The sequence below is a fragment of the Actinotignum urematis genome (assembly GCF_051264595.1).
GTDB classification, from domain to species: Bacteria; Actinomycetota; Actinomycetes; order Actinomycetales; family Actinomycetaceae; genus Actinotignum; species Actinotignum timonense_A.
Genome location: NZ_JBOZBG010000013.1, coordinates 22,838 through 46,141 on the forward strand (window position 1 = coordinate 22,838; position 23,304 = coordinate 46,141).

The 23,304-nt window shown below is 60.4% G+C and carries 17 protein-coding genes; 9 read left to right on the forward strand and 8 right to left on the reverse strand.

The features are described 5' to 3' along the window. Nucleotides 1–28 precede the first annotated feature (28 nt). Nucleotides 29–388 (forward strand): hypothetical protein, encoded by a 360-nt coding sequence (locus ACRQDJ_RS06685; RefSeq protein WP_284889231.1) that lies wholly within the window; start codon nucleotides 29–31, stop codon nucleotides 386–388. A gap of 133 nt (nucleotides 389–521) precedes the next feature. Here the strand turns inward: ACRQDJ_RS06685 and ACRQDJ_RS06690 are convergent, their stop codons facing one another. Further along, nucleotides 522–1,625 (reverse strand): CBS domain-containing protein, encoded by a 1,104-nt coding sequence (locus tag ACRQDJ_RS06690; protein WP_284889229.1) that lies wholly within the window; start codon nucleotides 1,623–1,625, stop codon nucleotides 522–524. Between the two features lie 286 nt (nucleotides 1,626–1,911). Then, nucleotides 1,912–4,722: a LamG-like jellyroll fold domain-containing protein gene (locus tag ACRQDJ_RS06695; RefSeq protein WP_435717897.1), complete on the reverse strand. Its 2,811-nt coding sequence runs from the start codon at nucleotides 4,720–4,722 to the stop codon at nucleotides 1,912–1,914. A gap of 356 nt (nucleotides 4,723–5,078) precedes the next feature. On the opposite strand from ACRQDJ_RS06695, the gene glmS reads away from it, so the two are divergent. The 3 genes from glmS to guaB all read left to right on the forward strand — a co-directional run bounded on the left by glmS (nucleotide 5,079) and on the right by guaB (nucleotide 11,696). Continuing rightward, nucleotides 5,079–7,115, forward strand: coding sequence for a glutamine--fructose-6-phosphate transaminase (isomerizing) (gene glmS / locus ACRQDJ_RS06700; protein ID WP_284889225.1), 2,037 nt, complete (start codon nucleotides 5,079–5,081; stop codon nucleotides 7,113–7,115). A 104-nt stretch (nucleotides 7,116–7,219) separates the two neighbouring features. Further along, entirely contained in the window at nucleotides 7,220–9,910 is a 2,691-nt protein-coding gene (locus tag ACRQDJ_RS06705) for a 5'-nucleotidase C-terminal domain-containing protein (protein WP_284889223.1), read from the forward strand. Between the two features lie 277 nt (nucleotides 9,911–10,187). Beyond that, nucleotides 10,188–11,696: an IMP dehydrogenase gene (guaB, locus tag ACRQDJ_RS06710; protein WP_026428247.1), complete on the forward strand. Its 1,509-nt coding sequence runs from the start codon at nucleotides 10,188–10,190 to the stop codon at nucleotides 11,694–11,696. Between the two features lie 236 nt (nucleotides 11,697–11,932). Here guaB and ACRQDJ_RS06715 read toward each other — a convergent pair whose 3' ends face one another. Then, nucleotides 11,933–12,619 carry an exonuclease domain-containing protein gene (locus ACRQDJ_RS06715; RefSeq protein ID WP_284889221.1) on the reverse strand — a complete coding sequence of 229 codons (687 nt, stop codon included), beginning with the start codon at nucleotides 12,617–12,619 and terminating at the stop codon, nucleotides 11,933–11,935. Nucleotides 12,620–12,745: 126 nt separating this feature from the next. Between ACRQDJ_RS06715 and ACRQDJ_RS06720 the strand changes: the two genes are divergently transcribed. Next, nucleotides 12,746–13,042: a hypothetical protein gene (locus ACRQDJ_RS06720; protein WP_284889220.1), complete on the forward strand. Its 297-nt coding sequence runs from the start codon at nucleotides 12,746–12,748 to the stop codon at nucleotides 13,040–13,042. A gap of 470 nt (nucleotides 13,043–13,512) precedes the next feature. Here the strand turns inward: ACRQDJ_RS06720 and ACRQDJ_RS06725 are convergent, their stop codons facing one another. Beyond that, the gene (locus tag ACRQDJ_RS06725) at nucleotides 13,513–14,115 is read right to left on the reverse strand and encodes a hypothetical protein (protein ID WP_435717898.1); all 603 of its coding nucleotides are present in this window, start codon (nucleotides 14,113–14,115) and stop codon (nucleotides 13,513–13,515) included. A 154-nt stretch (nucleotides 14,116–14,269) separates the two neighbouring features. Next, complete coding sequence (locus ACRQDJ_RS06730; protein WP_284889218.1) at nucleotides 14,270–15,019, reverse strand: ABC transporter ATP-binding protein; 750 nt, start codon at nucleotides 15,017–15,019, stop codon at nucleotides 14,270–14,272. Between the two features lie 183 nt (nucleotides 15,020–15,202). Here ACRQDJ_RS06730 and ACRQDJ_RS06735 point away from each other — a divergent pair, with 183 nt between their 5' ends. From ACRQDJ_RS06735 to ACRQDJ_RS06750, 4 genes are all read left to right on the forward strand, one after another. Further along, the gene (locus ACRQDJ_RS06735) at nucleotides 15,203–16,036 is read left to right on the forward strand and encodes a sensor histidine kinase (RefSeq protein WP_284889216.1); all 834 of its coding nucleotides are present in this window, start codon (nucleotides 15,203–15,205) and stop codon (nucleotides 16,034–16,036) included. A gap of 36 nt (nucleotides 16,037–16,072) precedes the next feature. Continuing rightward, a complete protein-coding gene (locus ACRQDJ_RS06740; protein ID WP_284889215.1) occupies nucleotides 16,073–16,729 on the forward strand; it encodes a response regulator in 657 nt (218 codons plus the stop codon). A gap of 124 nt (nucleotides 16,730–16,853) precedes the next feature. Further along, entirely contained in the window at nucleotides 16,854–18,107 is a 1,254-nt protein-coding gene (locus tag ACRQDJ_RS06745) for a lipid II:glycine glycyltransferase FemX (RefSeq protein WP_284889213.1), read from the forward strand. Nucleotides 18,108–18,288: 181 nt separating this feature from the next. After that, nucleotides 18,289–19,404, forward strand: a complete 1,116-nt coding sequence (locus tag ACRQDJ_RS06750) for a GuaB3 family IMP dehydrogenase-related protein (RefSeq protein WP_284889211.1) — start codon at nucleotides 18,289–18,291, stop codon at nucleotides 19,402–19,404. A 61-nt stretch (nucleotides 19,405–19,465) separates the two neighbouring features. Here ACRQDJ_RS06750 and ACRQDJ_RS06755 read toward each other — a convergent pair whose 3' ends face one another. From ACRQDJ_RS06755 to ald, 3 genes are read right to left on the reverse strand one after another with little or no spacing between them, the layout of a single operon-like run. Next, complete coding sequence (locus tag ACRQDJ_RS06755) at nucleotides 19,466–19,897, reverse strand: GNAT family N-acetyltransferase (protein WP_284889209.1); 432 nt, start codon at nucleotides 19,895–19,897, stop codon at nucleotides 19,466–19,468. Then, nucleotides 19,894–22,089 (reverse strand): NAD(+) synthase, encoded by a 2,196-nt coding sequence (locus ACRQDJ_RS06760; RefSeq protein ID WP_284889206.1) that lies wholly within the window; start codon nucleotides 22,087–22,089, stop codon nucleotides 19,894–19,896. The genes ACRQDJ_RS06755 and ACRQDJ_RS06760 overlap by 4 nt, the downstream gene beginning before the upstream one ends. Nucleotides 22,090–22,093: 4 nt before the next feature. Further along, nucleotides 22,094–23,233, reverse strand: coding sequence for an alanine dehydrogenase (gene ald / locus ACRQDJ_RS06765; protein ID WP_284889205.1), 1,140 nt, complete (start codon nucleotides 23,231–23,233; stop codon nucleotides 22,094–22,096). Nucleotides 23,234–23,304 lie beyond the last annotated feature (71 nt).

Below are 23,304 nucleotides of genomic sequence, written 5' to 3' on the forward strand. Positions count from 1 at the left end.
ACGGCAAGGTTAAAGAGCGGACGGTGAGATGGCATTCCAATACTTGCATCCGGAGGAAGAATTCCAGGTGTGGACGCTCATCCATTACGCGGATGCCCGCCCGGATAATTTACTCGATATTCACTACGAAGAAGGCGAACGTTACCGCTGCCTCTTAGCCACTGCATATGAGAGCGAGAACGGAGGAGAACTCGATATCGAACCGGAGGATCCACTCTACGATGAGTTTCTCCAAGTAGCTATGGACATCATTGAGATCGTTCATGATGGGCCACGGCGCTACAACGCTTCTCTTACTCTCGATTATCGAGATTTTCCCACCCTGATCACCGACTCCGTCACCGGCGAAACCGTGTATTCGGCTAGTAGTGATCCTCTGCGCGGGTAGTGATCGGCGCGTCCGGGCTGACAGTGCCTGTGTGGAAACGGTGGAGTCTGCGCAAGTAGTGTGCTACTGGGGTTTGTCCCTTTGGTTTTACCTTCTGGTAAATGCGGACGCTACTCGAAAAACGGTAGAATAATTAGTTCGGCTGGTTCTTAGGTGCCGCTTTGCGGAGCCAGGTGGCTAAACACTCAAATGAAGGTGTGAGCATTTCTATAATTTCATCGCTGCTAATGTGCATGACTTTGTTCCGAGCTAATCGGGCATCGTTTAGGGCCGTTAGGCAACGATCCTTGTCCAGCCCATCTATCGAAAGGCACTGTTTCCAAACCTCTTTAGAGCTAAAGCACTTCATGTAACCGGCAAACGTTAACCTTTCTATATATTGCTCAGACTCACTGGATTGCCCATAGTTTATGTCTTCGTCGTTGAACAGGGGGCCGCTATCATCAGCCTTTTTAATGTCGGTGAGGCTTTTTGTTTCGGATACGGCTTTTCTGAGGATGTCCTCATCAACTTGACCTAGAATTCTCCGAATTAGATTCTCTATTTCTTGTACTCGTAGGAACATTTCAGTTGTGGAGTGAAGGTGTTTTGCCAGATCGGCAAGGGTATATATTTGGACGATTCGTCCATTAGTGTCGGATCCGTATATGAATCCATGTTGAAGAATTGAAGGGATGCAGTCGGAGAGTTTTCTTTCTGTTGGGAAGATAGGCACCTGGGTCTGCGCCATTTCAACCAGCTTACTTTGGCCAGCGGTAATGCCGCGGGCCAGGTCGGATACCGTTACTGAGCCAATTATTGAAGCTTTATCGGATTCGCTGAAGAACAAAGGCATTTTGCTTCGCCCTGTATTTTGCATCCGATCTAACGCCTCGTTCGGAGTCATGCCGTAAGTTAAGTAGTCAAGATCGTCGGGTTCGTCGGCTTTTAGAAGGGATAGGACACTGCCCTGAATGGAAGATGTATCCCTGTTTGCGGCGTTTGGCCTAGGTGATAGTTGCACATCCCCGTAGTAGTCCGCTAGTTCGATTGGTGGGAACATTTCCCAGCCCATGCTCGTCAGTTCAGCCCGGATTTCGTTGTTTATATTCGAACCCCGTCGCTCTCGATTTTTTCTTTTTAGAAGATTCTGAGTCGATATCAGAATGCTCCCGTCTTCCTTGAATTCAACATCTTTATCCCCTTTTCTGATGTTGAACGGGGTGTTTACGACGCTATTTACACTGCTTCTTTGCATAACTATATTATCGCAGATAATATAGAGAATTTGTGTCGGTTATTCACGGGAAATCCTGACCGCCGTAGCTGCTTACGGAAGGTTTTTCTCGTGTTTTTATCGCGGTTTTCGGGCCTACTTGGACTGATCGCTGATCGTCTCGTTTCCTAGTTAAATTTGATGGAAGGGGAGGCTCCCGGAAAATCCGGGGCCTCCCCTTTCGCTTGCCCGGGGCGGGATGCTGGCCAATAGGCCGGCATCCCGCGCGAGGCGCGCTAGTTGTTAGCGGGTTGCTAACAGTGCTGTGTTAGCGGCGGACGATGGGGGTATCAATACCATCCCCGTCCCAGTCACCAACCAGCATCTGGTCACCAGACCGGCCGTAATGCAAGGTGATATCGGCGTTCCCGCTCTTGAGCGAGTTCGCCACAAACACCTGGTTACCGCGGCGGACCGCGAAGGTGTCCTTACCGTCGCCGTCCCAGTCACCAACGAAGATTTGGTCACCGGTCTTGCCGTAGGAGAAGGAGGTTTCCGCCTTGCCGCCCGTGAGGGTGTTATTCACGAAGAACACATTCCCCCGTTGGACCGCGAAGCTGGACTTGCCATCCCCGTCGAAATCGCCGGAGAGCAATACATCGCCGTCGCGGCCGAAGCTGAATGCCTGGTCGGCATCGCCGGAACGGATCGAGTTGAGGACGAATACCTGGTTGCCGCGGCGGACCGCGAAGGTGTCCTTCCCGTCGCCATCCCAGTCGCCGACCACGATGGTGTCATCGGTGCGCCCGAACGAGATGACTTCATCGGCCACGCCTCCGGTGAGGCTGTTCTGAATGAAGATCTGGTTACCGCGGCGCACTGCCAAGGTTTCCTTACCGTCACCATCCCAGTCACCGATCAACACCTGATCAGCGGCTCGCCCGTAGGAGAAAGCCGGCTGGGTTGCTGCGGAGTCCCAATCATTGGATAGGTAGAACGTATTGCCAGTGTTACCCGGCTTCACCGGGGGAGTGGGAGTGGCCGAGGGCACGGGCTGTGCCGAAGGGGCCGGTTTCTCGGTGGGCGTCGTCGTTACTGAAGGAGTAGGTTTCGGATCTTGCTGCGCAATACCTGCCGATTGCTCAAGGCCGGCCAGGGTAAATTTCGCTTGCTTGATATACGCAAGATCGGTGCGCACATCGTACCCGCGCCCGGACGTTCCCTTCCAGGAACGTGAGAAGTCCTTATCCCAGTGGCCGTACGAGTGCATGATGAACGTGCCATCGGGCAACGCGGTGATGCCCGTATATCCGGTATCCCCGCCGTAACGGTTATTCGACCAATCGCGCTCCAGCAGGATGCGATACTGGCCGGGGCGCTGGTGCATTAAATCATCGAAGGTGCCGACCCAGGCCACCCAGTTCCCGGCCTTCCAATCACTGGCACCATCGTGGCGGCCATTGCCATTGAGGTCATAGCGGATTTCCCGCATCGGAACCACCACCCGGCCGGAGACGGGATCATAGGCCGGCTTATGCCGCTCGCCGGCAAGGGAACCGGGAAGCTCCACCGGTTTCGACCAGGTCTTGCCTTCATCCTTGGACACGATCATCGTGGGCAGATGCGCGTGGGACTGGCTGCGCGCCAAACCAACAATCTGCTTGCCGTCCGGAGAACGGAACATCCCGATCTCACACATTTGATGGGACTTTTCAATATCGCGGTGTTCGGCCAGGTAGGGAACCGGATCAGACCACTTCTCCACGCCGTCCTCGAAAGTGAGATAGGTCTTGTAATTGACGAAATCGTAATCGTGATAGACGCCCATCCATTTTTGGATTGGCTGGCCGGTGCCGTCGCGCAATTGCACCAGGGAAGCCATAGCAACAATCGCAGCATTATCCTTCCCATCATGCTGACGCACCGGATGGAAATTGGTGTACTCGCTCCACGTTTCGCCATTGTCATCCGAATACGAGGTATTCCACCCGTAACGATGGCCGGCATTATCAACACCCCACCCCGGATTAGCGGTGATGAGCATGAGCCGCTCCGAGCCATCCTCCTGGATGAGGGAATACAGGGTAGGAGTCTCCTGCGAACCGGTCCACGACTTCGGGGTATCGGTCTTTTCCGTCCACGTTTTACCCTGATCATCCGAGATCATCATGACCAGCGGGCCCTTGCCGTGCCCGGCCGGGAACGCGGAAATCATCCGCCCGGTTTTCGTCTGCACCAGATCGGGCTGCCCCAAATACTGGCGATTCCCACCCGGCTGGCGCATCACCGTGCTGATATCGGCATCATCGAGCTTGTATTCCGGGATCGTATTGCGCAGGGGGAGCTGGAGCTGGGCGGGTTCGTTTTTGCCGGGTTCGCCCTTGTCGGGGACATCTTGGCCGGGCTGACCGGGCTGGCCGGGAGTCGGCTTTCCCTGGTCCGGATTGCCTTGCGCGGAATCCTGCGGCCGTTCCTTATCGTAGAGAGCCTTCACCTCAGCCGCGCTCAGTTCAGAGTTGTAGACGGCCAGTTCGTCAATGGCTCCGGTGAAACCAGTTCCACCAATAACATCCGCGGGGATGAGCACGCGATGATTTTTCGTCCAGGAATTCTTATCAACAGCCTGGCCATTGACGTACATCGTCATCCCAGCGGTTTTCGATTGCGTCCACGCAACGTGATACCAGGTATCACCGGCAAAATCGTATTTGAAGGTCAGCACATCCCCGCGGCCCTTACCAACATGGAATCCAGCCTGGCGGCCCGCAGCTAATTTCAGATCAAAAGAAAAATCCTTCTTGTTATCCATGAGCACGGAGGTACGTTCGCGGGGTTCCGCATCCGAGCGCACCCAATAGCTCACCGACCACGGATCCTTCTCAGAAATCGATATCGGCTGGGAAAAGCTGAGGCCGTGGCCATTCTCCACTCGCAAGGCAGTGCCGGACACGCCATTCACCAGCGGCGCTTGTGCCTGATCGGGATTGCGTTGCCCCGCGGAATCCGCGAGATCCGTATCGAAGGTGTACTTATGAATGGGGGTAGCTGCCTGTGATGCGTGGGCGATGAGGGTACCGCCGCCCGGCAAGGTAAGGAGTAAGGCACCGGCAACAGATATAAATCGGTATAAACGTTTCACCACTATTCGCTTTCGATGAATTTGACAGTTCTGAGCACGGAGCTTCCGCGACATTGCTTCCGCTGCAACCCAGGCCGGGGGTTGCCGTGCTCGTATACAAGATCACCGGTTCTTGTTCTGAACATATTAGGAGCGTGGCCGGGCGGGAGTAAGTGCCTTTTGGTCCTAAAGTCTGACAACTTTTTGTGAGGTGAAATACATTCGGGTCGTGTGGTGGCGGGGACGGCACGTAGCTGCGTCGTCGTTCGAAAAGACCCCGGGCGCCGTGAGCGAAATTTGTCTGACCTGCGCAAATGTGCGCGCTGTGCGGGTGTTGACTCTTTTCTCGGAGCCGCCGGCGCAGTACTTTAACTTCCATGTGCGGAATTGTTGGGTACGCGGGCCCGCGCTCGCGAGCAGAACAGGGAAGAACGAACGGCGCTGAAACGGCAGGCACCAGCGCCCTGACCGAAGCCACCACCGGCGCCTTGACCGGCACCACGCAACGCGGATTGCAGGTGGTGCTCGAAGGCCTAGCTCGCCTGGAATACCGCGGCTATGACTCGGCCGGGGTGGCGGTGGCCGGGCCGGAGGGTTTGCGCGCGGTCAAGCGCGCCGGGCGCCTCGATAACCTGCGCCAGGCGCTGCAGGACACCCCGCTGCCGCCGGCGCAGGTGGCCATCGGTCACACTCGTTGGGCCACCCACGGTTCGCCCTCGGATACCAATGCCCACCCTCATGTTTCTTTTGATGGCCGAGTTGCTATCGTCCACAACGGCATTATCGAAAACTACCGCGAACTCGCGGAGGGCCTTGCGGCCGCGGGAATTACGCCCATCTCCGATACCGATTCGGAAATCGCGGCGCATATCCTCGCCCAGCAGCTCGCCGCGGTTGATGCGGTTGATGCGAGCGTTGCGGAGTCTGGTTCCGACGACGCCGCCACCGGCACCGCAGCCAGCACCGCCACCACCGCGGAGCCCGGCTCCGGCTCCGCCCTTTTCCGCGCCATGCTCGCCACCGCGAATATTATCGACGGCTCCTTCACGCTCGTCGCGATTGACCGCGATCACCCCGATACCGTGGTGGCGGCCCGGCGGAACTCCCCGCTGGTCATAGGCCTGGGTGAGGGGGAGAACTACCTGGGTAGCGACGTGGCCGCTTTCATCTCCGAAACCCAGCGCGCCCTGGAGGTCCCGCAGGATACCGTGGTGGAAATCAGCGCGGATACCGTGCGGCTCCTCGGCTTCGACGGTTCGCCGCGCGCGGGCAAGGAATTCACGGTGGATTGGGACGCTTCGGCAGCTGTCAAAGGCGGATACGCCACCTTTATGGACAAAGAGATCCACGAGCAGCCGCGCGCCGTCGCCGATACCCTGCGCGGGCGCGTGGTCAATGACTCTCTCCAACTCGACGAAATGCGCATCAGCGAAGCGGTGCTGCGCACCATCGATAAAATTATCGTGATCGCCGCCGGCACCGCGTCCTACGCCGGGCAGGTCGCGCGTTACGCCATCGAGCATTGGTGCCGCATCCCGGTGGAGGTGGAACTCGCCTCCGAATTCCGCTACCGCGACCCGGTGGTGGGGGAGAAGACGCTCGTCGTCGCCATTTCGCAATCCGGGGAAACGATGGACACGATTATGGCGGTGCGCCACGCGCGTGAACAGGGCTCGAAAGTCCTCGCCATTGTCAATACCTACGGCTCGACCATCGCACGCGAATCCGACGCGGTGCTCTACACCCACGCCGGCCCCGAAATCGCGGTGGCTTCCACGAAGGCCTTCGTGGCCCAGATCACCGCGTCCTACCTGCTCGGGCTCTACCTGGCTCAAATCCGCGGCAATAAATTCCGCGACGAAATCACCGGCTACCTCGACGAACTCGAAAAAATGCCGGCGCGCATGGAAAAAATGCTCGCCCAAGAACCGCAAATCCGCGCCCTGGCCCGCGAACTCAAGGGCGAAAACTCGGTGCTTTTCCTCGGCCGGCACGTCGGTTTCCCCATCGCCCTGGAAGGCGCCCTCAAACTCAAAGAAATCGCCTACGTGCACGCCGAAGGTTTCGCCGCCGGGGAACTCAAACACGGTCCCATCGCGCTCGTGACCGAGAACCTGCCAATTTTCGTGATCGTCCCGACCCCGCGCCGCCCCGAGCTGCACGCGAAAACGCTGTCGAATCTGCAAGAGGTCCGTTCGCGCGGGGCACGCACCATTGTGGTTGCGGAGGAGGGCGACGACGCCGTTCGCGATTTCGCCACCTCGGTATTCTGGGCACCCCGCGGCACGCCCACCCTCATGATGCCGCTCGTCACCGTGATCCCCTTGCAGATTTTCGCTTCGGAGATGGCGGCGGTGCGCGGCTACGACGTTGATAAACCGCGCAACCTGGCTAAATCCGTGACAGTCGAATAATCGCGCCACCCCGCGCTCACTTTCCAGTCACGTTCAATTAGCCGGGTGTTTACCCGGGCTTCCTATGGTGACGGTGTCCTATTTCCCTCGGATGAAGGAACACCATGACCATATTTTCCCTGCGGCGCATGACCGCTTTCGGTGCGGTTGCGGTGCTGGGCGCGGGCGTGCTCACCACGCCGGCCCAGGCCGCGCCAGCCGACCACGTCACTATCGATATCGCGGCGATCTCCGATTTCCACGGCCATATCGAGAATGCGGCTGCCCTCGATTACCAGATTGATGAGCTGCGCAAGGCCAATCCGAATACCATTTTCGTGGGGAACGGGGATCTGGTGGGCGGCTCGGCTTACGTATCCTCCATCGCGAACGACCAGCCCACCCTCGATATTCTCAACGCCATGCAGCTCGACCTCTCCGGGGCGGGCAATCACGAATTCGACCAGGGCGTCAAGGATTTCGAGAACCGCATCGTGCCGGCCTCCGAATTCCCGTGGACCCTGGCGAGCGTGGGCGGGATCGATACCGAAAAGATCACCCCCTACGCCTTAAAAACCGTGGGCGGGGTACGGGTGGCTTTCGTTTCCGGCGTGACCGACGAGCTCAATACCCTGGTGTCTCCCACCGCGATTACCGGCCTGGATATTAAGGATCCCGTCAAGGCCGTGGATGCGCAGGCTGCCCTGCTCAAGGATGGGGACGAAAGCAACGGCGAGGCGGATATCGTCGTCGCCCTCATGCACGCCAATAATGCGGTAGCGGCAACGCTCGGAAGCGATGTGGACGCCGTCGTCGCAGGTCATACGCACCTCACCGTGGATAGCGTGACCACGCCTTCGGGCGCACCGGTTCTGGAAGTGGGCGAATACGGGCGCACGTACGGCCGTTACACTTTTGTGTACGACGCCGCAGCTAAGAAGCTCGTGAGCGCTACCGCCGCCAACGTTGCTATTGACTACAAGAATGCCCAGGCCCCCAAGTCCGCCGATATTGAGGCGATGTACCAGGCTGCCGAAACGAAGGCGAAGGAACTGGGTGCTCAGCAGATCGGGACCATTAAGGGAATCGCGAATCGCGGCACCAATAACGGCACCGATACCGGGGCGAATCGCGGAACCGAATCCTCGGCCGGCAATATGATCGCCGAAGCGTTCTACCAGTACTCCCAGGGCATGGAAAAGAAGGCCGATTTCGGGATTATTAACCCGGGCGGTATTCGCGCGGATCTGGACCCCAACGGGGACGGCATCGTCACTCTGGAAGAGTCCTACACCGTGCAGCCTTTCGGGAATTCATACGCCACCGTGGACCTGACCGAAGCGCAGATCTACACCATGCTCGAACAGCAGTGGAATGACAAGGAAGGCGCCTCGCGGCCGATGCTGCGCCTCGGGCTTTCCTACAATATGCATTACGTTTTCGACGCCGCCGCGGATGCCACCCCGGGCCAGCGCGTCAAGGCCGTGTACATCAACGGTGAGAAACTGGATCGGGCGGGGCAGAAGGTCTATACCGTGGCCTCCAACCAGTTCATCCTGGCCGGTGGTGACGGTTTCACGGTGCTCGGCGAGGGTAGCAATTACGCCGATACCGGGCTGATCGATAACGATGTATTCAACGCTTTCCTCAAGGCCAACCCCGGCTACCAGGTGCGTTATAACCAGACCTCGGTGGGTATCACCGGGGAAGATGCTCTCAAGGCCGGGGAAAGCGCGGAGCTGAGCTTCTCCTCGCTGGCTCACACCTCCACCGAGCCCAAGGGTGAGAAAGTCACCGTGTACCTCAACGGGGTGGAAGTGGGCAGCGGCGCGCTGGATACCACCGTGACGCCCTCGCTGGATAACACCGGCCGTGCCACCGTAAAGGTTACGGTGCCTGCCGATGCCCCCGCGGATTCCGTGCTGCGGGTGGTGGCCGGGCCCACCGATCTGTCCTTCCAGGTGGCCGTTGCTCCCGCCGCGGTGACGCCGGATCCGGGCGCGGGCGAGGAGCCGGGCAAGCCGGAGCCGACGGAACCGGGCAAGCCGGAACCGGGGCAACCGGGCAAACCGGAACCCACGGAGCCCGGAACCCCGAACCCCACCCCGGAACAACCCGCGAAGCCGGGCACTCCGGCGGGTAACCGCTTCATCGCCACCAATACCTGGAACTCGGGTGCTGGCAGCATTGATGCCGGCTACGGGCGCGCTGGCGAAAGCTTCATTTACGGGGATTGGGATGGCGACGGCGTGGATAGCCTCGGCGTCGTGCGCGGTAACCAGTTCCTCCTGACCAACGGCTTTGCCGGGAATGCCACCGAGGTCTTTGCTTTCGGGAAGGCCGGTGACCGGGTGCTCGTCGGCGACTGGAACGGGGACGGTAAGGACACCGTGGCCGTGGTGCGCGGAAACACCATTTACGCGGTGGATTCCCTGCGCGGCGGCGCGGCGGACCACGTCTTCACCTTCGGGCGCCACGGGGATACCTACCTGGCCGGCGATTTCAACGGCGATGGCCGTGACGAAGTAGCGGTCCAGCGCGGCAATACCTTCTTCGTGCAGGACTCCCTGGGCGGGGCTGCCGGTGCCACCTTCTCCTTCGGCCGTGCTTCGGATATCGCCCTCGCCGGTGATACCGATGGGGACGGGAAGGACACCATCGTGGTGGTCCGCGGTAACGCCTACTACGTTGCCGGCTCCTTGAGCTCCGGGCCGGCCAGCGCGGTGTACTCCTTCGGGAAGCACACCGATACGCACCTCCTGGGTGACTGGAATGGCGACGGCGTCGATACCCCGGCCGTCCACCGGGTCCGCTAAGGATTCTGCGGAGGGTTCGCTAAGGAACTCCGCCGCGGTGCTGCTGGGCATTTCTTGCCGGTAGTGCTGTTGTGCATCGCTAGCCCGCATGCTGCCGTGCTCATGAGTGAGCCGCGCGGCGTGCGGGCTAGTTGCGCACGGGTGACTTGCTAATCACGGGCCTGTGAGCTGGGCTTGTGTATATGTGCCTGCCGGTTGGGTATGCGCGCGCGAGCTGTGTTGATTTTCGCGTGCCGGCCACATTGGAGTTATCAGCTTGGCGCGATAACATGGGAAAATGGATTTCGTGAACGATTTTGCTCCTCTTGCTCTAACCTATGACGATGTGTTGCTTGTTCCGCAACCAACTGATGTTATTCCTTCCGAAGTCGATACCTCTTCCCACCTGACCCGCAATATTGTGCTGAAAACCCCCATGGCTTCCGCGGCCATGGATACGGTCACGGAGCGCGATATGGCTGTTGCGATGGCACGCCAGGGCGGTATTGGGATTATTCACCGCAATCTCTCCCCGGAAGATCAGGCCCAGCAGGTTCGCGAGGTCAAACGTTCCGAATCCGGTATGATCACCGACCCGGTGACCGTCGCCCCGAATGCCACGATCGCCCAGCTCGATGCCCTGTGCGGGCAGTATCGGGTCTCTGGCCTTCCCGTTGTGGATGAGCAGAAGCACCTGCTCGGCATTATTACCAACCGTGATTTGCGTTTCGTTCCGGAAGATGAGTACGCCACCACCCGGGTTGAGGATGTTATGACCCGCATGCCGCTGGTGACCGCGCCCACGGGCGTGTCCCGCGCGGATGCCCGGGCACTCCTCAAGAGCCACCGAATCGAAAAACTGCCCCTTATTGATGAAGATGGGCGCCTCACCGGCCTTATCACTGTCAAGGATTTCGTCAAAACCCAGCAGTACCCCAATGCTTCCAAGGATTCCCAGGGCCGCCTCCTCGTGGGTGCGGGCGTTGGGTACTTGACCGACTCCTGGGAGCGGGCCGGGATGCTTGCTGATGCCGGTGTGGACGTGCTCGTGATTGACTCCGCGAACGGGGAAGCGAAGCTCGCCCTCGATATGATTCGCCGCCTGCGTGCCGATTCCGGTTTTGACGGCGTGGAAATCATTGGCGGCAATATCGCCACCCGCTCCGGCGCCCAGGCACTCATCGATGCCGGGGTGGACGCGGTCAAGGTCGGGGTGGGCCCCGGGTCCATCTGCACCACCCGCGTGGTGGCCGGCGTTGGCGTACCGCAGGTAACCGCTATCGTGGATGCGGCGCGCGCCTGCAAGCCGGCCGGTATCCCGCTGATCGCGGACGGCGGCCTGCACTGGTCCGGTGATATCGGCAAGGCCATCGTGGCCGGTGCCGATACCGTGATGCTCGGTTCACTCCTGGCTGGCTGCGTGGAAACCCCCGGCGAAGTCATTTTCGTGAACGGCAAGCAGTACAAGCACTTCCGCGGAATGGGCTCCCTGGGCGCGATGAGCTCGCGCGGCAAGAAGTCCTACTCCAAGGACCGCTACTTCCAGGCCGATGTCACCTCCGATGCCAAGCTCATTCCGGAAGGCATCGAAGGCCAGATTCCCTTCCGCGGCCCGCTGGCCTCCGTGCTCTACGAACTGGTGGGCGGCCTGGGCCAGACCATGTTCTACTCGGGTGCCTCCACCATCGCCGAGCTCAAGGAAAAGGGCCGCATGGTCCGCATGACCGGCGCCGGCCTCAAGGAATCGCATCCCCACGACGTGGAAATGACCGTGGAAGCCCCGAATTACTCCGGGCTCAAGTCCTAAATATTCCTATTCATAACCTCCTTTAGCTCGCTGCCGTGAGCGGTAGGGCCGGGGTGGTGGCGAGGGCCGGGAACGTAAGAGTGCGTTCCCGGCCTTTCGTATGTACCGCAAAGTACGACGCCGCAGCCCGGCTCCCGCGTGGCCGAGTTGATGCGCGTAGCACGATCATGAGCGGCTGGACTATGCGGGCTCCGGCTGGGTTCGCCCAGCCGGACCAGCAACGCGACCAGTGAGCACTATGCGCGCGGAACGGGCCAGCCTTCCTTGGGACCATCCGAGCGGCCTACTTTGCGCAAAAACTCTTGGAATTCGCGTTCTGCTGCGATCTGAATATCCACGATTTCCCGCAGTTCCTTTTCCCGCAGCTGGGGGAATCTCTCCAACATGGCCCCGAGTACCCGCAGCGTGGCCACCACATCGGCTTCCGCATTGTGGAAAGAATCATCCTGGAATACCCCGTAGTGCATAACGAGGTTTTCCAAGCGCCGCTTCCCCTTCCGGTAGCGATCCACCCCGCGATCCAATAGATAGGGATCAATAACCGGGAAAATCTCACCACCCAAACGCTGGCTGAGGGTGGGCATCCCGTGGCGGGCCAGCTCACTTTCGAGCAGGGTGAAATCATAAGAGGCATTAAAAGCCACCACCGGCTGGCCCGCCGCGAGTTGCGCACCCAAAATATCCGCGATCTCACCGAGCACTTCCGCGATGGGGCGGCCCTCCGTGCGGGCCTGCTCCGTAGTAATGCCATGCACCTGGCTGGCCGCTTCCGGAATATCCACCCCGGGATCCGCCAGCCAATACCGCCGCGAGGTTCCCTCACTATCCACCCGCACGAGCGAACAAGTGACGAGGCGATCACGCCGGGGATCCACCCCGGTTGTTTCTGTATCAAAGCCGATAAGCGGCAGCGTGGTCCACACGGTTCCCATCCTTTCCGCGGCCCGCGCCGCGCTTCTGTGCTGGTGCTTCGTAGTCTAATCCGCCCCTACGACACAAAAACGTACCTGTTTCTATCTGCGGCTACGTCCGCGGCGTAAGGGTATCCAATGTTTCAACGCGGCGACACCGATGAGCAGCAAGCTGGAGAAGAGCAGTACGAGAAGCCCGGTTCCGGGTGGAAGCATATTCCCGGAATCGTCACCCTTGAGGATACTGATACCGGCAATTCCGGGAAGGTACTTTCCTACCTCGGGAAGGAGGGTCTGGACAAGAGGAGCGATAATCGCCACAATCGTGAGCAGAACGGCCACGCTGGAATATCGGGATCGGAAAATAAGGCAGATACTCACGCAGAATATGCACAGGGTGGCAAGATACACGAGTACCGCACCTACCGAAGGTAGCGAGGCTAACAACAGCTCGCGATACTCTGCGGCACTTAGAGTTGAGGCATCTATACCGCGCGGTGCCAGAAATCTGTACATCACCACGGCGCCAATGGCCTGACCCAATCCCCACAAACACACAGTCACGCCACTGCATATGGCTCGGGCGAGCAGGGTCAGTGGTGTGGCGGGGAGAACCAAGGTAGTGATATCGCGGTAACGCGGTTGATCATCGAAATTTAGCAACACGCACGGTAGGACAGCCGCAATGGGCTGCGCAAAAACAATGCTGACCGCGATAGCGGTAGATAAACCTGCACAACCAGCGGGAAGTTCGCCGGCGCGGGGGAGTAGTTGCAGGGCGGTCATCATGTTCCCGGCAACGACACACAGCCCGAGAACGACACCGATTCGTACCTGCGAAGCCACCTGAATGAGCGCACCGCGCAGGTGCCAGATCGCCCTATCGCGGGCACGCAAAGAGCTAATCATGCCGCGGCCTTACGGCGTTCGGACCAGAAAAACCCGAGTGTAATGACAATCATCCACGCGAGCAGAACGAAGATATTTGTGCTCCAATGCGCGGCTACATCCGCAGCAAGTTCTGGTGACATAGCCGAATTGGTGAGCATATCACCCTGCAAAATCAGGCCGTAAGCGGCCAGGTCCGGACTCCAACGGGCGAGGGGCGTTACCCGAGATAAAAGGAACGACAGTGGAACAACTGACTGATTGAGCAGGAGGAAGAGAAGAGGGATCGTCCCGGATTGGAATACCGAGGTGAGGAAGGAGGCTAACCAGCACAGTACACTCCAGTAGATGAGGAGACCACATAACGCTTGTACATTGAAGCTGCTCCACTGGAAGGCACCCACGCCAAAGCCGACAAACAGGGCAAGGCTGAGGTACATGACGACAAAGAAGAAACCTACCAGTAGATGAGCAGCCGCCCAGGCGAAACGACGTGGCACCGCTACCGCGATGAGAGTTCGGGTGGAAGCGTGGTGGGGCTCCAGGGGAACCAAGTTTTCGGAGATGGATCCCACCCCGGAAATAATGGGGGCAAGGGAGAGCATAAGGAGCGCCTGCAAGAATAGAGAATAATCGGCGTGCCAGAGTTTCCCGTCGCTGTACTGTACGAATAAGAACAATGCTGCAGGCAGGAAACATGCCAAAAATGCGATTCGGACAGATCGTGAGGTCCACCAGAGTACCCATTGTGCGCGCACTAACCGCGAAAATGACCTAAGCATCTGTGTCTCCTTCGTGGTTCGCGGCTCCGGTAGCTTTTTCGGTTGTATTCGGGTGGGACGGCCATCGGCCGAATGGCAGGTTGCCGTGAGCCAACGTGGCTGCGCCGTCGTACACCACGCTGCCCTGTTCCAGGACCACCAGACGATCACAGGTATCGGCAAGGAAATCCAACAGATGACTGGAGAGCACAACCGTTTTTCCCTCACGCCGCCACATTACAATCAGCTGCGCCAGTAACTCGATTCCTTGCGGGTCAAGACCATTGGAAGGTTCGTCTAGTAGCAGCACAGGAGGGTCGCCGAGAAGCGCGGCCGCTAAACCGAGACGTTGATTCATGCCCAGAGAGAGCTTTCCGGCTTTTCGAGTGGCCACGTGATCCAAACCAACCGTATGCAGTACCTCGTCAATGCGCTGGCTCGCGAAGTGATGGGTCGCTGCGATCCATGCCAGATGCTGGCGCACAGTACGCGAGCGAGTTGCCCCCGAACCACCCAGGAGGGTTCCCACGTAGCGAAGCGGGTAGTCCAGTCGTCGGTAGGGATGCCCAAAGATGAGAGCTTGTCCATGGGTGGGTGGTTCCAGGCCAACTAAGAGACGTATGAGTGTGGATTTTCCGCAACCGTTATGGCCAGCTAAACCCACGATCTGGCCGGGAGGGAAACTCAGCGTTAGATTATGGAGCGCACTTTGACCACGATAAATTTTGGATAAATCCTTGGTTTCTATGGGAAGTGTTGTCATGCTTCTATGCTGGCGACTCATCATGCGGAACACATCGGCCTCGTGTTCGATACTCGCGGCCCTAGCTCAGCCTGGGTTCCGAGGGAAAAATCAGCCCGCGGGCCGATGGAATGGGAGCGCTGCACGGGTAGCATATGCGCTATGTGCGCTACCACCTCTCCATCGCGTCCCGCGTCCATTCGCGTGACCGCCGGTCACACGGCGCAGAAGAAGGAAAACCGCTGGGGAGTGCTGGGCAGGGCGGTGCTACCACTGCTTGTTCTGGGACTTATGGTCTTTGTGGCAGTCCCGGAAAAATACGAAATCTGGTGGCGTCTAGCGATATTTGCGCTCTGCGGGGCGCTGCTGGGGTGGTGGTATTGGCAGTGGCTTGTGCAAAGAAAACGCAATAGTGAGTTACAAGCACAGGCGGAAACTGAAAAAATCCTATCGGGAGATCGCTTAGCCCTCGCCGCGGAGCTGCACGATATAGTTTCCGACGGCTTGGGATTACAGCACTTGCGACTCACCCGGGCTCTCGAAGAAGTGACTGATCCGGTAGCACTGGCAGCGTTGAGCGATATTCGGGACTCTAATAAACAAACTATCGCTCAGATGCGTACTGTTCTTGACCGATTGCAGGGCCGCGATATTAGCCCTCCCGGGATGCCGGATCTAGAACAAATTTTTGCGGCAGCGCAACGGCACGGTATGGAACTCAGGGGCACTGCCGAAGTACTCGCAACTATCCAAAGGCTAAATCCGCAACTGCGCAAGCTCTTCATCGCAACCTGCAGGGAAGGACTAGCGAATACCGCCCGCCATGCCGGACCCACCACCGTCACCTTCCAGATTGAAGAAAAAGGCACAGGCGTGAGCCTCGAACTAGTAGATCAGGGACCGGCACCGGACTGGCAGCCCATCATGGGCTCCGGTATTGGCTTGGATCACCTTCGGCAACGCGCCGCCGAATGCGGCTATGTCGTGGGCGCCGGGCCAGTGGGCGCCGGGTGGAAACTATGCATGTACCCCGAGTGAGAACGGTAATACCCGGTATGTATGAGGAGGTAGCACATGATGATTCGGATTGCGATTGCAGATGATCAGGGACTACTTCGGGAAAGCCTCGCGGTTCTCCTCGAGCAGCAGGAGGACTTTCGCGTGGTGGGCAGCGCCGGAGACGGCGTGGAAGCCTGTCGTATGGTGCGTGAGACGGATATTGACGTTCTGCTGCTGGATATTCGCATGCCTCTGATGGACGGACTGGACGTACTCAAGGAGCTGAAACGGAATGGCTTCCCTGGGCGCATTGTCATGCTGACCATGTATCAGGATGACCTGTATCTGCGAAAGGCCTTGAGCCTGGGCGCTGACGGGTACCTTCTCAAAGATAGCGAATCCGAGACGATTATCTCGACAATCCGCCAGGTATCGGTGGGAAACAGAGTGCTCGACCGCCAGGTTCTGGACCACGTAGTACAGGGTTACCTCCACGAAAGGGGCCGGTCACCTGGTGAGGTACCTGAATTACAGAATTTGACCGCACGGGAACTAGAAGTCTTGACCCTCATCGGTAGCGGTTTAACTAACCTAGAAATTCGGGGGCAACTCTGTATTTCGGAAGGTACTCTCAAAAGCCACATCAACGCAATACTGCGCAAGACGGGCGCTCGCGACCGCTCGGCGGCCATCGTCCTGGCCTTCCGAGCCGGATTGGTGACATTTAGCTAAGACGGATTATTCGCACCGAACTGAGGAAGCTTTCCGCCCCGCATTTCCAGGGCTGTTTCAGCTTAAGTTACTCTAATAGGCAGGTGGCGAATCAGCTCTGAGCTGCCCGGCAGGAAGGAACACAATGCAGTTCGCGGTGTTATCCGAGAATGACTATAACGACTACATGACCACGCAACGGTGTTTCATTTCCCAAACGGTGAGCTACGGGCGAGTCCGGGCAGCCGAAGGCTACCGGGTGGAATACGTGGGCGTGCGTGATGCCGCCGGCGCGATTTGCGGGGCCGGCCTCGTCATGTACCAGCCCTGGAAGAAGATCTTCGCCCGGGCTTCCCTCGCCTACGGGCCCACCCTGGATTGGAGCCGCAGCGAGGTTGTTTCCGCTTTCTTCAGCGGGCTCAACCGGCATTTCGCTTCCCAGCCGCGCCTGCTCACCGCCCGGATTAACCCGATTCTGGCGCGGCGCTGGTACACGGATATTACGCCGCTCAAGGACAATCCGGTGGCCGGCGCGGTGTCCGAGGCCCTGGAACGCGATGGTTGGCGCCACCTTCCTTATGAATTCGGGGAGCGCGCCGATATCCAGCTGCGTTGGATTTACACCAAGACGATCTCCGGGATGAACTTCGAAGAAGCCAAAGCAACTCTTGCCAAGGGGCTGCGTCGTCGTTTCAATAACGAAAACCGCTACGGGGTGCAGACCCGTTTCCTCGGGCCCGAAGATTTCGATGTATTCGTGCAGCTCTACGCGAGCACCCGGGATCGCACCGACGGCATGCCCGCGCTTTCGGCTTCCGCGGTGCGTTTCTACCGCGATCTCATGGCGGACATGGGTCCCGAACGCGCGCTGCTCGCGGTGGCCTATGTGTCCCCGCGCCGCTACCTCGACCAGATCGCGGCCGAACGCGCGGAAGTACACGAGCGGATCGAGGTACTACGCGGGCGTAAAGAAACGAAAGCGCGGGAGCGCGAACTTGAGCAGGCAGCCCAGCGCCTGGAGGTGCTCGACGGCCAGGAAGAGATGGCACGCGAAACTCTGGCCGAGCGCGGCGACGCGGAGATTCCCTTCAACGCGGCGCTCGGATTCCGGGTCGGTTCCGAACTGATTTTGCTGCTCGGCGGGATGGATAAAACGCTATCCGCCTACGCGCGGGATTATCCGGTTGAGCGCGCCATGTTCAAATACGCCTGCGATGAGGGCCTGGATACCTACAATACGTTCGGGATTTCCGGGGACTTTTCCGAGGACGCGGCCGATGCCAATATTCTCGCTTTCAAGCGCTGGCTCAACGGGCAGGTGGAAGAATTTGTGGGCACCTACGAAAAGACGTTCGCGCCGCGTTTCCTCGCCCGCGCGCTGGGTGCGGAAACGCGGTAGCGGCGTAACGCGGTAAGTGCGTGATGCGGTAGGAGTGTAACGCGGTAAGCGCGTGATGCGGTGGAGTGCAACGCAGGAGCCGGGTGAATCGGGGCTGCGGCCCCGCGCTTCGCTGTCTTAACCGCGCGGATGTGCACCGCGGCCCGGCCGCTCGCCTTTCTTTGCCGGTAAAGTGGAGGGCGTGAGCGAAATCGAGATTGGGCGCGGCAAACGCGCGCGGATGACCTATACCCTGGACGACGTCGCCATCGTGCCCACCCGGCGCACCCGGGACGTTCGCGAAGTCTCCACTGCCTGGCAGCTGGACGCCTACCACCTCGATATTCCGGTGCTCAGCGCCCCCATGGATTCGGTGGCTTCCCCGGATATGATGATCCGCCTGGGGCGGGCCGGGGGATTGGGCGTGGCGGACCTTGAGGGCCTGTGGACCCGCTACGAGGATCCCACCCCGCTGTACGAAGAAATTGCCGCGCTGCCGCCCGAATCCGCTACCGCGCGCCTCCAGCAGATCTACGCCGAGCGCTCCATCGATACCGGCTTGGTGCGCTACCGGGTGGCGCAACTGCGGGCCGCCGGGATCACCGTAGCCGGGGCCTGTTCGCCGGGCCACGCCAAAGAAATTGTGCCGCCTGCCGCCGATGCCGGCCTGGACCTCCTGGTCATCCGCGGCACCACGGTGAGCGCCGAGCATGTGTCCACCACCCGCGAACCGCTCAACCTGCGCGGCCTTATTTACGATCTTGATATTCCGGTGCTGGTGGGTGGCGCGGTCACCTACCAGAGCGCGCTGCACCTCATGCGTACCGGCGCGGCCGGGGTGCTGGCCGGTTACGGGGGAGGGGCCGCTTCTGCGACGTTACGTACCGTGGGGATCGCTGCCCCGATGGCGACGACGATAGCCGATATCGCGGCCGCCCGCCGGGACTACCTCGATGAATCGGGCGGGCGCTACGTCCATGTGATCGCGGACGGCTCGGTGGGCAGCTCCGGGGATCTCATTAAAGCCCTGGCCTGCGGGGCGGACGGCGTGATGCTCGGAACTATCCTGGCGCGGGCCAGCGAAGCACCCGGGCGCGGCTGGCACTGGGGTCCGGAAGCCCGCCACCCGCGCCTCCCGCGCGGGGAACGTGTCTATGTGGGAACCGCCGGCACGCTGGAAGAAATCCTGGTGGGGCCCACCTCGAGCGCCCGCGGGCATACCAATATTATGGGGGCACTGCGCCACGCCATGGCCGCTAATGGCTACTCAGATTGCAAGGAATTCCAGCGCGCCCAGCTGGTGGTCACCCGGCGCTAGGCGCGCTTCTCGCAGCAATGGCGCTACTCACCACGCGGCCGCGCGCGCCTGTGCTCCGCCTTTACTGCGCGTGATACCGATACACGTTGGTATCACGCGCTTCGAAACCGCAGCGCCGGTAGAGCCGGTTGGCGGCTTCCCGGCTGGGCCGCGAAGTCAAATCCACCGATTTCACGCCGAGCTGGGCAGCGTGCGCCAGGGCGGCTTCCACGAGTTGCTGGCCGGCGCCGTGGCCGCGGGCGGCGTCGTCGACCACTACGTCTTCAATCCAGGCCCGCGTGCCGGTGGGAATCTGGAAGGTGACGAGGGTGAGCATCCCGAGGATCGGGGCACCTTCCTCCACCCGGTACACCAATTGGTACACCCCGGGCTGGGCGAGCAATTCCTCCGCAGCACCGCGCGAAAGCGGCGCGCTGCTTGAGGAGAGCTGGGGGATGAGGCGCTGGCAGGCCGCCAGGAAATCCTCGGTCACATTTTCTTGCAGGGAAATCATGCGTCCTCCGTGGGGATATCGGGGATATTCTCCAGATCGGCCAGCCACACCCGGCTGGTGGCATCGGAAGGCATACGCCAATCCCCGCGCGGGGAAAGCGAGCCACCCGAAAGGATCTTCGGGCCGTTGGGGAGAGTGGAACGTTTGAATTGCTGGGAGAAGAACCGGCGGTAGAACAGCTCCATCCACGTCTTGATCTCCGCCAGGCTATAGGCGTGGCGGGCATCCCCCTCAATGCCTTCCGGCCAGAAGCCGCGGGAAGCATCCCCCCAGGCTTCCCGGGCCAGGAAAGCAATTTTCGAGGGCAGGAAGCCGTAGCGCAAGGCGAAGTACAGGGTGAAATCCTGGAGTTCGTAGGGGCCGATTTTTTCCTGGGTGGATTGCAAGGCCCCGCCGGCATCCGCGGGAACCAGCTCCGGGGAAATCTCCGTATGGAGAATATCGATAAGAGATTGCGCCGCCGCGCCGGCTAGGAAGTCCTGGCGAGCCATCCACCGCAGCACATGCTGCATAAAGGTTTTCGGCATCCCGGCATTCACGTTGTAGTGACTCATATGGTCACCCACCCCGAAGGTGCACCACCCGAGGGCAAGCTCCGAAAGATCCCCGGTGCCCAGCACAATACCGCCGTGGAAACCGGCCAGCCGGAACAGGTAATCAGTGCGCAGCCCGGCCTGCACATTCTCAAAAGTGAGATCATAAACTGGCTCGCCAGCCGCGAAGGGATGGCCCATATCGGCCAGCATTTGCCGGGCCGCCGGGCGAATATCAATCTCCTCCAGCGGAACACCCAGGGCTTCGCATAGCGCATAGGCATTGTTCTTGGTGTGCTGGGAGGTGGCGAAACCGGGCAGAGTATAGGCAAGGATATCCGTGCGCGGGCGCTCCAGAAGATCCATGGCCCGGCAGGCCACCAGCAGGGCGTGCGTGGAATCGAGCCCGCCGGATACCCCGATAATCACCTTGGCGGAGCCGGTGGCCCGCAGCCGGGTAATGAGCGCGTACACCTGGATGGAGAAAGCTTCGAAGCAATCGCGATCCGGATTGCGTTCGCTGCCGCCCATGAAGGGGAATCGCACCACTTCGCGGTGCAGGCGCTGCTCCGCGGTACCAAGCGCGCTCATATCCGGAATGCCGGCGGTGAAATGAATGGTGCGGAAAGAATCCGTGCCCGGGTTGGTATACGCATCGCGCTCGGTGCCCTGGGTGAGCGCATTGTCATTAAAGGAGCCGTTGCGCTGGCGTTCCTGGCGGATACGATCCAAGTCAATATCACCCAGGGTGGCGCTGTGGCCGGCCGAAAAACGCTGCCCGGCCGCGATTTTCTCCCCGCATTCGTAAATGACGGTTTGGCCATCCCAGGCCAGATCCGTGGAGGATTCCCATTCGCCATTCGCCGCGTAGATATAGGCCGCCGCGCAGCGCGCCGAAGCCCCGCGGATCAGCAGATCGCGGTCATCTTCACGGCCCACCGTAACCGGGGAACCGGATAGATTGACGAGCACCTGCGCCCCGGCCAGGGCCGCGCGCGCCGAGGGCGGGATAGGAACCCACATGTCCTCACAGATCTCCACGTGGAAATCAAAACCGGGAATATCACTAGCGGAGAAAATCAGATCCGGCCCGAAGGGAACGGTATCCCGCCCCAGGGTATAGGCCCAGGCTTCTTCGGTGTGGGCGAATTCGGCCCGCTGCTCCTCGCTAAGCCCGGTGCTCCACGGCGCATCCGTGCGCACCCCGGGCAGCTCGATATCCGCATTGCGCAGCCCCGCCCCGGAAGCGAAATGCCGCTTTTCGTAAAACTCCCGGTAGTTGGGGATATAGGACTTGGGCACCACGCCCAGCACATTCCCGTGGTGGAGCACAACCGCGCAATTATAGAGGCGGTTGCGCCAGTGCAGCGGCGCCCCCACAATGAGGGCCGCGTCGAATTCCGCGCTGGCCGCCCGCACGGTTTCCAGGGCTTCCAGGGTGGCGCGCAGCAGCGCATCCTGGAGGAACAGATCCTCCGCGGAATACCCGGTGAGGCTCAGCTCCGGGAACACGGCCAGCACCGCACCCCGCGCGCTCACCACCCGGGCGGCCGCAATAATGGCCTGGGCGTTGCGCTGCGGATCGGCCACCACCACTTCCGGGGAGCAGGCGGCCACGCGCACGTAACCGTGACTGTAGATCGAGGAGAAATCGCTCATGGGTCTAGTCTGCCATTGCCTTCGACACGTAGGAATCGTCAAACTCAGATTCGGGCAGCCCCAGCGCCCCGCTCAGCGAATCAAAAACCCCGCGGTGGGTAATTTTCCCGCCGCTAATATTCACGCCGCTAGCGAAACCCCGATCCGCACTGGCGGCCGCGCGCCACCCCTGGGCGGCCAGGCGCACCACGTAGGGGAGTGTCGCCGTCGTCAAAGCTTCCGTGGAGGTGCGCGGAACCGCACCGGGCATATTCGCCACGCAATAGAAAATCTTGCCGTCCACGGTGAACGTGGGCTCATCGTGGGTGGTGGGATGGGAATCCTCGAAGCATCCGCCCTGGTCAATAGCAATATCAACAAGCACGCTGCCCGGGCGCATACCCTCCACCATCGCGGAGGTCACCAGCTTGGGGGTGGACGAACCCGGCACCAGCACCGTGCCGATCACCAAATCGGCATCCGCCACCTGCTCCTCGATGGTCTGCGCGGTGGAGGCGAGGGTGGTGAGCATCCCGGCGTGGCGCATTTCCAGCTGGGCGAGCCGCTCAATATTAATATCCAGAATCGTCACGTTCGCGCCCATGCCGGCGGCCATCACCGCGGCGGATTCCCCGGCAATGCCCGCGCCGATCACGGTGACTTTGCCTTTGCGGGTCCCGGCCACTCCGCCAATGAGAATCCCGGCCCCGCCCTGCGCGTCGAGGAGGTAATGCGAGCCCACGATGGGGGCGAGTTTCCCGGCCACCCGGCTCATGGGCGCGAGCAGCGGCAGCGCTTTCCGTTCCCGCACGGTTTCATAGGCGATGGCGGTAGTGCCGGCATCCAGGAGCGCGCGGGCCAGTTTCGGCTGGGAAGCCAGGTGCAAATAGGTGAAAAGCACCAGGTCCTCGCGCAAATACCCGTATTCTTCCGCTTCGGGTTCCTTGACTTTGAGAACCGCATCGGCGCCCCACACCTCGGCCGCGTCCGGGCAGATACGGGCCCCGGCGGCGGCGTAGGCGGCGTCGGCGCATCCGGAGGCTGCCCCGGCCCCGGCCTGCACCAGGACGGTATGCCCGGCCGCGGCCAGTTCGCGCGCACCGGCCGGGGTGAGCGCGACCCGGTATTCGTTATTCTTCAATTCTGTGGGAACGCCAATAATCATGTGCATAGTCTACGGCGCGCGTGCGCGCTGCTCCTAGGTAGGAACGACGACGGCGCTGCGGGGCGCGCCAC